Here is an 8,708-nt window from a genome sequence, read left to right as displayed (position 1 = left end):
TCCTCCGACGGGAGTTCGGGGACACCTCGGCCTCCTGCGGCGGCGGTTCCTCCTGCGGGAGTCCGTCGTCCTGCGGAGGCGGCTCCTCGTCGTCCTGCGGAGGCGGCTCCTCGTCGTCCTGCGGAGGCGGCTCCTCGTCGTCCTGCGGCAGTTCCGGCTGAGCCTCGGGACGCGGCGTACCGCCGCCATGAACGACTGCGGGCGGACAGCCCCCGGCTGTCCGCCCGCGTTTCACGTCGGTCGCGTCATGCGCGTTCGGGCGCCGGTGCGTCCTCACGCTTCTCCGGTGTGGCGCGCGAGAGGGAGCCCGGCCACCAGGCCTTCGGGCCGATGTCGATCACCAGGGCCGGGACCAGCAGGGAGCGGACGACCAGGGTGTCGAGGAGGACGCCGAAGGCGACGATGAAGGCGATCTGGACCAGGAAGGCCAGCGGGATCACCATCAGGGCGGCGAAGGTCGCGGCGAGGACCACTCCGGCTGAGGTGATGACCCCGCCGGTGGTGGTGAGTCCGCGCAGGACGCCCTGGCGGGTGCCATGGGTCAGGGCCTCCTCGCGGACGCGGGACATCAGGAAGATGTTGTAGTCGACGCCCAGGGCGACCAGGAACACGAACCCGTACAGCGGGACCGACGCGTCCGTGCCGCTGAAGCCGAAGAGGTGCTCGAAGACCAGCGCGGACACGCCGAGCGTGGCGAGGAAGTTGAGCGCCACGGTCGCGACCAGCAGCACCGGCACGAGCACGGACCGCAGCAGCAGGATGAGGATCAGCAGGATGACGACGAGAACGATCGGCACGATGAGCGTGCGGTCGTCGGAGGCGGTCTGCTGGGTGTCGACCTGCTGGGCGGTGTAGCCGCCGACGAGGGCGTCGGCGCCGGGGATGTCGTGCACGTTGTCGCGGAGCCGCTCGACGGCGCGCTTCGCGGCGTCGCTGTCGGCCGCTGCCTCCAGCGTGGCGTCGACGCGCACCCGCCCGTCGACGACCAGCGGCTCGCCGCCGCCGGGCCGTCCGGAGGCGGAGACGGGGGCGGCGGAGGCCACTCCCTCGGTCTTGTTCGCGGCGGCGGTGACCTCCTCGATCCGGTCGGCGTTCGCGAGAATCACGGCCGGGTTGCCCGACCCGCCGGGGAAGTGCTCGCCCAGCGTCTTCTGCGCGGCGACCGACGGCGCGTCGTTGACGAAGATCTCGTCGAGCGGGGTGCCCTTGGCGGACAAGGACGAGGAGAAGACGGCGAAGACGGCGAGGATCAGCGCGGTCACCGCCCACACGCGGCGCGGCTTGCGGTCGACGGTCGCGGCGACGCGGCGCCACACGCTGTGCCCCTCGACGGTGGCGTCGGACGCCTTGGGCTTGGCGGGCCAGTACGCGCTGCGGCCCAGCAGGGCGAGGGCGGCCGGCAGGAAGGTGAGCGCGGAGAACACGGAACACACGATGCCGATGGCGCCGACCGGGCCGAGGGCGCGGTTGTTGGTGAGGTCGCTGGCGAGCAGGGTCAGCAGGCCGAGGGCGACGGTGGCGGCGCTGGCGGTGATGGCGCCGAAGGACCGGCGCAGGGCGGCGAGCGCGGCGGCGAACCGGTCGCCGCTCACGGCGAGTTCTTCGCGGAAGCGGGCGGCGAGGAGCAGGGCGTAGTCGGTGGCCGCGCCGATCACGAGGATGGACAGGATGCCCTGGACCTGGCCGTCGACGCGCACCACGTCGTGGTCGGCGAGGACGTAGACGACCGCGCAGGCCAGGCCGAGGGCGAAGACGGAGCCGAGGATGATGACGAAGGGCAGCAGGACGCTGCGGTAGACCAGCAGCAGGATCAGCAGCACGGCGGCGAGCGCCACACCGAGCAGCAGTCCGTCGATGCCGGAGAAGGCGTCCGACAGGTCGACCTGGCTGGCTGCCGGGCCCGCCACCTCGGCGCTGGTGCCGTCGACGGTGCCCGCCGCCGCGCGCACCTCGTCGACGACGTCCGCCAGCCCGTCACCGAGGTCGGGCTCCACCTGCACCACCGCCTGCAGGGCCTTGCCGTCCTCGGAGGGGAAGGCCGGCGAGGGCTCGCCGACGATGCCCGGCTTGCCGGCGAGCCCGGCGACGGCGCGGGTGGCGGCCGTGGTCTGGGCGCCGGTGATCCGCTCTCCGTCCGTGGTCCACACGACGATCGCGGGGAGCGTCGCCTCCTGGTCGAACGCCTTCCGCTGGTCGAGGACCTGCGTGGACTCGGCGCTCTGGGGCAGGAAGGAGGCCTGGTCGTTGGTGGCCACCTCGCCGAGCTTCCCCGCGTACGGGCCGAGCATCCCGCCCACCCCGAGCCAGACGATCAACAGAGCGAGCGGGACGAGCCAGCGGGCCCGGCGTGGTGCGGATGTCATGTGGGTTCCTATGGCGCGCAGCAGTTATGTCAATGGTCGATTATGTCAATCATCGAGTGATCTTATACTGGCCGCATGAGCGGCTCACAAACCTCCGCACCTCCCCCGCCGGGGGAGTGCCCGACAGGACTGCAGTCATTCGCGGTGCAACTGCGCCGGATGACCGGCGAGTTCAACCGCATCGTCCAGGAGTTCGCTCAGGCGCACGGTCTGCACCACACCGACATGCTCGCCCTGATAGCGATCCTCGACGGGGGCGGACCCGACGCGCCCATGACGCCCGGCCGGCTGCGCAAGCAGCTCAACCTCACCTCGGGCGCGATGACAGCATGCCTGGACCGGCTGGAGCGGGCGGGTCACATCCGGCGTGTCCGGGCGGCCGACGACCGCCGTGTGGTGCATCTGGAGTACGAGGACCGGGCCAAGGGCCTGGCGCGGGAGTACTTCCAGCCGCTCGCCCGCAGCACCGACACGGCCCGCGAGCGCTTCTCGGCCGAGGAGCTGCGCGTGGTGATCCGCTTCCTCACCGAGCTGAACCACGAGCTCGCGCTGCTGCGCGGACGCACCGACTGACCGATCCGGCGATGGGCGGCCGGGTCAGGGCACACCCCTGACCCGGCCGTTCTTCTTTTTCCGCCCTCATCAGCACCCCGCCGTGACATGTCGTCCGCGCGAGCGCACCCCCTCGACGACTGACATTGAAAATGATTACCGTTATCGTGTGTTGCGCGCAGCCCGCCTCTCGCGTCGAGGGGTCTTCTCGGGCTGCCCCGTCATAGCAACCGCGCCTCAGGGCAGGGCATGAAAAGGGGAGTTGTGGCTCATCTGCTGGTGGTCGAGAGCTGGGTCGGATCGATGAGCAGGCTGCTGCCACGGGCGCTGCAGGAGGGCGGACACACGTTCACGTTCCTCACCCGGGACCTGCACCACTACCTGCGTACGGCGCCGGAGGGCGCGGCGCACCCGCTGCTCGGGGCGCGCAACGTGGTCACGGCGGACACCAACGCCCCGGAGTCCCTGCTGCCGTACGTGGAGCGGCTGCACGAGGTGCTCGGCTTCGACGGCGTCCTCACGTCCTGCGACTACTACCTCCCGACGGCGGCGCTGGCCGCCGAACGGCTCGGTCTGCCCGCGCCGGACGCCGAGGCCGTACGGAACTCCTGCCGCAAGGACGCCACTCGCCGTCTGCTGGACGAGGCCGGGGTGCCGGGTCCTAGGTTCGCCGTCCACGAGGAGTGGGCCGAACTGGCGGCGGCCGCGCGGGACATCGGCTACCCGCTGGTGGTCAAGCCCGTCGACCTGTGCGCAGGCATGTTCGTACGGCGGGTGGACGACGAGGCGCAGCTCGCCGCAGCCGTACGGGCGATGGGCGGCTTCCCGGTGAACGCGCGGGGGCAGCGGCGGGAGCCGGCGGTGCTGCTGGAGGAGCTGCTGGACGGGCCGGAGGTGAGTGTCGAGACCGTGTCCCACGCGGGCGTGGTCCAGGTGGTCGGGGTGACCGACAAGAGCATCGGCGGCGCGCCCGCGTTCATCGAGACGGGTCACATGTTCCCCGCCGCGCTCCCGGCCGCCGAGACGGAGGACGCCGTGCGGACCGCGCTGGCCGCGCTCAAGGCCCTGGGGCTCACCGAGGGCGTCGTGGCCCACACGGAGATCAAGCTGACGTCGGCCGGGCCGCGCGTGGTCGAGGTCAATCCGCGGCCCGCCGGCAACCGCATCACCGAACTCGTCCGCCATGTCACCGGCATCGACCTGGTCGCGGCCTTCGTCGACGTCTCGCTGGGCCGGGCGCCCGATCTGCGGCGCACGGACACCGGGCTGCGGTCCGCCGCGATCGGGTTCCTCGTCCCGGAGAGCACGGGCACGCTGACGGCCCTGGACGACACCGGGGTGCGCACACTGCCGGACGTGCTGGAGGTGGAGCTCCCCGGGCCCGGCAGGCACGTGCGGGCGGCGGGCAGCAACAACGAGTACCTCGGGCACGTGATGGTGGGCGACACCGAGGGGGCGGGGGCCCGTGACCGCGTCGAGTACCTGCTCACGGGCGTGCGGTCGGGGCTGGTGATCCGATGACCGCCGTCAGCTCGACGTCCGCCGAGGCGATGACATACGAGAGGCTGTCGGCGCGCGCCCTGGACGGGCAGCTCGGTCCGGATCCGGCGGGGCTGCGGGTGGCCGTGGCCTTCACGACCCGGCAGGCCGTGCGGCACGACGGGCGGGGCACCGGTTACCGGAACGAGGTGCTGGGGCTGCGGGTCGGGGCGGCCGTCGGCAGCTGTGCGGTGGAGCCGGGTGCGTTGGACGACGACGTGGTGGAGGACTGCGCCGGTGCGGGTGTGGACCGGCTGCTGCGCCATCCGCTGACTCCGGTGCGGGTGGCCGCGCTGGACGCCTACCTGACGCACGTCACCCCGCACACCCCGGCGCACGGCGCCGTGCCCGTACCGGTGCCCGCCGGGACGTCGCTGGAGAAGTCGCGTGCGCGGGCGAGGGCGGTCGTCGGGCTGCTGGACCTGCCGCCGGGGGCCACGGTGCTGGCGGTCGGGGTGGTCAACTCGCTGCTGGAGGCTCTGCGCGCCCGCCGGCTCGGCTACATCCCGTGCGACTTCAAGGGCGGGGTCACCGAGTGGGATGAGGACGTCGTCACCGACGCGCTCTCCGAGGCGCATCGGTGTGACGCGCTGCTGGTGTCCGGGATGACACTGGGCAACGGGACGTTCGAGCCGTTGCGGCGGCACGCGCTGGAGCACGGCAAGCAACTGGTGATGTTCGCGCAGACGGGCAGCTCCGTACTCCCCCGCTTCCTGGGGCACGGGGTGAGCGCGGTGTGCGCGGAGCCGTATCCCTTCTTCTGGCTGGACGGCGGTCCGAGCACGCTGCATGTGTACCGAGGGGGTGTGCGGTGACCGCCGCCGTCGCCCCCTTCACCCGGCCCGTGACGCGGCCGGAGTTGCTGTCCCTGCTGGGCCGTACTCCGGTCGTGCGGGTCACGGCCGGGCTGCCGGATCCGCACCCCGGGTTCTGGGCCAAGCTCGAAGGGCTCGCGGCCGGCGGGATGAAGGCGCGGCCCGCCGTGTCGATGCTGCTGGACGCCCGTGAGCGGGGCGTGCTGCGGCCGGGCGCCCCGGTGGTGGAGTCGACGTCCGGCACGCTCGGTCTCGGACTCGCCTTCGCGGGGCAGGCACTCGGTCATCCCGTCGCCCTGGTGGGCGACAGCGAACTGGAGCCGTCCATGCGGCGGTTGCTGCGGGCGCACGGGGTACGGCTGGAGATCGTGGACCGGCCCGCCGTGCGGGGTGGCTGGCAGGCCGCGCGGCTTGCCCGGTTGAGGGAGCTGCTGGCCGAGCTGCCCGGGGCCTACTGGCCCGATCAGTACAACAACCCGGGGAACAGCGCCGGTTACGCGTCGCTCGCCGCCGAACTCGCCGTCCAGCTCGATCACTTGGACGTCCTGGTGTGCAGCGTCGGCACCGGCGGACACAGTGCAGGCATCATCGGCCCGCTGCGCCGTCACTGGCCCCGGTTGCGACTGATCGGCGTGGACGCCACCGGCTCCACGATCTTCGGGCAGCCCGCCCGGCCACGCCTGATGCGCGGACTGGGCAGCAGCATCCATCCGCGCAACGTCCACTACGACGCGTTCGACGAGGTGCACTGGGTCGGCCCGGCGGAGGCGGTGGACAGCTGCCGGCGGCTCGCCTCGGAGAGCTTCGTCAGCGGCGGCTGGAGCACCGGCGCCGCGGCCCGTGTCGCCGCCTGGGCGGCCCGCGTCCACCCGGGCGCGGTCGTCGCGACCGTCTTCCCCGACGGTCCGCACCGCTATCTCGACACCGTCTACGACGACGACTTCGCCACCGCGCACGGCCTCGACCTGGCCGCCGCGGCCACCCGGCCCGTGGAGATCCCGCACCCGTCTGCTGCGGAGGCCACCGGCTGGGTGCGCTGCACCCGCGTCACCGATCCCCTGACAACCGCACCACCCGCAGGGAGGACCCCGTGAAGGCCGCCACCCGCACCGTGCGGCTCGGACTCACCGAGCCGCTGCGCATATCCCGCTCCACCATGGCCGCCCGTGACGCCGTGTGGCTGAGCGTCGAACACGGCGGCGTCACCGGTCACGGCGAGGCCGTCACCAGCGTCTACTACGGCCTCGACACGGCGACCTTGCACCGCTGCTTCGCCGACGTCGCCCGGGAGTTGCGCCGCTACCCCGACCCGGCGGCCGCCCTGGAATCGTTGCGGTCGGGTGAGTTGGCGGGTGGTACCGCTCCCCCCGCCGTGCGGGCCGCCGTGGAGTCGGCGCTGCTCGATCTGGTCGGCATCCGCGCGGGCCGCCCGGTGCACCGGCTGCTCGGTCTCCCGCAGCCGCCGGTCGCCGCGACCGCCCGTACGATCGGCATCACCTCGCCCCTCGACGCGGCGGCACAGGCACGCGCGCTCACGGTGAACGGTTTCGAGGTCCTCAAGGTGAAGGCGGGTCTGCCCGACCCGGAGGAGGACGTCGAGCGACTGCGTGTCGTCCGGGACGCCGCGCCCCGTGCCCGCCTGCTGCTCGACCCGAACGGTGCCTGGACACCCCGGCAGGCGGCGGCGCTGCTCCCCCGTTTCGCCGGCCTCGGCGTGGAGGCCGTCGAGCAGCCTGTCGCCCCCGGCGACCCCGAAGCGCTGGCCGCGCTGGCCGAGCGCTCGCCGCTGCCCGTGATCGCCGACGAGGACGCCGTCGGCCTGGAGGACGTACGCCGGCTCGCCGGGCGCGTCCATGGCGTCAACGTGAAGCTCGCCAAGTGCGGCGGTCCGCACGCCGCACTGCGCATCGCGGAGACGATCGCGGGCAGCGGCACCCAGTTGATGCTGGGCTGCCTCACCGCCAGCAGTCTCGGGCTGGCGCCCGCGGTGCATCTCGCGGGACTGGCGCGCTGGACCGACCTCGACGGTCATCTGCTGCTCGCCCACGACCCGTGGACCGGCATCGGCGGCGAGGACGGGTACGTTCGGACAAGTGGGCTGCCCGGGCTTGGCGTTGAGCCGCGCGAGGTGGGGCCGGGACCTCGGGCGGCGGTGGACGCGGCGTGAACACCTGGCACGAGATACGCCGGTTCCCGCTCGCCGTCCAGTTGCTGCTGGTCAACCAGTTCGGCGTGAACGCCGGCTTCTATCTGCTCATCCCCTACCTGGCAACCCACCTCACCGAGAACCTCGGCATGTCGGCGGCCGTCGTCGGTGTCGTCCTCGGTGTGCGCACCCTGAGTCAGCAAGGGTTGTTCGTGGTCGGGGGTTCGGCCGCCGACCGGCTGGGCGCGCGGGGCGTCATCATCGCCGGGTGTGGGCTGCGTGCCCTCGGGTTCGGGTCGTTCGCGTTCGGGCACGACCTGGTGGTGCTGCTGGCCGCGTCCGCGCTCAGCGGCTTCGCGGGGGCGCTGTTCAACCCCGCCGTGCGCACGTACCTCGCCCAGGAGGCGGACGGGCGGAAGGCGGAGGCGTTCGCCCTGTTCAACGTGTTCGCGGCAGCCGGTGCGCTGGTCGGGCCGCTGCTGGGCAGCGCGCTGCTGCTGGTGGATTTCCGTACGTCGGCGCTGACGGCCGCCGCCATCTTCGCCGTCCTCACAGTCGCGCAGGTGCTGGTGCTGCCCGCCCGGACGACGGGACCGCGTGACGGTGGTTCGGTGCCGGCGGACTGGCGGGAGGTGCTCGGGAACCGGCCGTTCCTCGCGTTCGCGCTCGCCATGGTCGGCATGTTCACCCTGGAGAGCCAGCTGTATCTGCTGCTGCCCGACGGCGCGCGGCAGGCCACCGGCTGGGACGGCGCCGCCGGGCTGGTCCTGCTCGTCGGCACGCTCACCCATCTCACCCTGCAACTGCGGGTCACCCGCGCCCTGAAGAACCGAGGGCAGCGGGGGCGGTGGATCGTCACCGGGCTCGGACTGACGGCGGCGGCGTTCGTGCCGCCGGCGCTGACGGCAGGCGGCTCCGGCGGACCGGACGGTGTGGTGGACGGGGTGCTGCGTGTGCTGCCGGTGCTGGCGGGCGCGCTGCTGCTGAGCCTCGGGGTGATGGTGGCGCAGCCGTTCGTGATGGAGCTGATCCCCGCCTACGGCCGCCCCGGCCTCACCGGCACCTACTTCGGGGTGTTCTACGTCGTCTCCGGTGTTGCGGCGGCGGTGGGCAACACGGTCGTCGGGTGGGCCATGGACACCGGTGGACGGGCCGGGGCGGCGTGGCTGCCGTGGGTGTGCTGTGCCCTGTTCGGGCTGGTGTCGGCGCTCGGAGTGGCGTGGCTGCGGCGGCTGGGATCGCTGCCGGCGCCGTCGGAGCCCGCCGTGCCGGCGACGGTCTGAGGGGACGGCA

At 72.8% G+C, this 8,708-nt stretch carries 8 protein-coding genes; 6 read left to right on the top strand and 2 right to left on the bottom strand.

All coding sequences use genetic code 11. The features are described 5' to 3' along the window. Nucleotides 1-235: hypothetical protein (locus tag AY578_RS32240; RefSeq protein ID WP_258906767.1), on the bottom strand; the 235-nt coding region annotated here is incomplete at its 3' end. Nucleotides 236-245: 10 nt separating this feature from the next. After that, nucleotides 246-2,363 carry an MMPL family transporter gene (locus AY578_RS32235; RefSeq protein WP_019523599.1) on the bottom strand — a complete coding sequence of 706 codons (2,118 nt, stop codon included), beginning with the start codon at nucleotides 2,361-2,363 and terminating at the stop codon, nucleotides 246-248. A 159-nt stretch (nucleotides 2,364-2,522) separates the two neighbouring features. On the opposite strand from AY578_RS32235, the gene AY578_RS32230 reads away from it, so the two are divergent. The 6 genes from AY578_RS32230 (at nucleotide 2,523) to AY578_RS32205 (ending at nucleotide 8,698) form a co-directional block, all read left to right on the top strand. Then, nucleotides 2,523-2,936 carry a MarR family winged helix-turn-helix transcriptional regulator gene (locus AY578_RS32230; protein ID WP_370879026.1) on the top strand — a complete coding sequence of 138 codons (414 nt, stop codon included), beginning with the start codon at nucleotides 2,523-2,525 and terminating at the stop codon, nucleotides 2,934-2,936. 243 nt (nucleotides 2,937-3,179) lie between these two features. Next, nucleotides 3,180-4,436: an ATP-grasp domain-containing protein gene (locus tag AY578_RS32225; protein ID WP_028960408.1), complete on the top strand. Its 1,257-nt coding sequence runs from the start codon at nucleotides 3,180-3,182 to the stop codon at nucleotides 4,434-4,436. Beyond that, on the top strand, nucleotides 4,433-5,269 hold the full coding sequence (locus AY578_RS32220) for a PIN domain-containing protein (protein WP_028960407.1): 837 nt from the start codon (nucleotides 4,433-4,435) through the stop codon (nucleotides 5,267-5,269). The genes AY578_RS32225 and AY578_RS32220 overlap by 4 nt, the downstream gene beginning before the upstream one ends. Then, a complete protein-coding gene (locus tag AY578_RS32215) occupies nucleotides 5,266-6,363 on the top strand; it encodes a PLP-dependent cysteine synthase family protein (RefSeq protein ID WP_215048940.1) in 1,098 nt (365 codons plus the stop codon). Before AY578_RS32220 ends, AY578_RS32215 begins: the two co-directional genes overlap by 4 nt. Next, nucleotides 6,360-7,436: a dipeptide epimerase gene (locus AY578_RS32210; protein ID WP_019523604.1), complete on the top strand. Its 1,077-nt coding sequence runs from the start codon at nucleotides 6,360-6,362 to the stop codon at nucleotides 7,434-7,436. The genes AY578_RS32215 and AY578_RS32210 overlap by 4 nt, the downstream gene beginning before the upstream one ends. Continuing rightward, complete coding sequence (locus tag AY578_RS32205; protein ID WP_258906763.1) at nucleotides 7,433-8,698, top strand: MFS transporter; 1,266 nt, start codon at nucleotides 7,433-7,435, stop codon at nucleotides 8,696-8,698. Before AY578_RS32210 ends, AY578_RS32205 begins: the two co-directional genes overlap by 4 nt. Nucleotides 8,699-8,708: the final 10 nt, after the last annotated feature.

The organism is Streptomyces thermocarboxydus (assembly GCF_024760485.1).
In the GTDB taxonomy this organism is placed as follows: domain Bacteria; phylum Actinomycetota; class Actinomycetes; order Streptomycetales; family Streptomycetaceae; genus Streptomyces; species Streptomyces cellulosae.
This window is presented reverse-complemented; position numbering and strand designations above follow the sequence as displayed.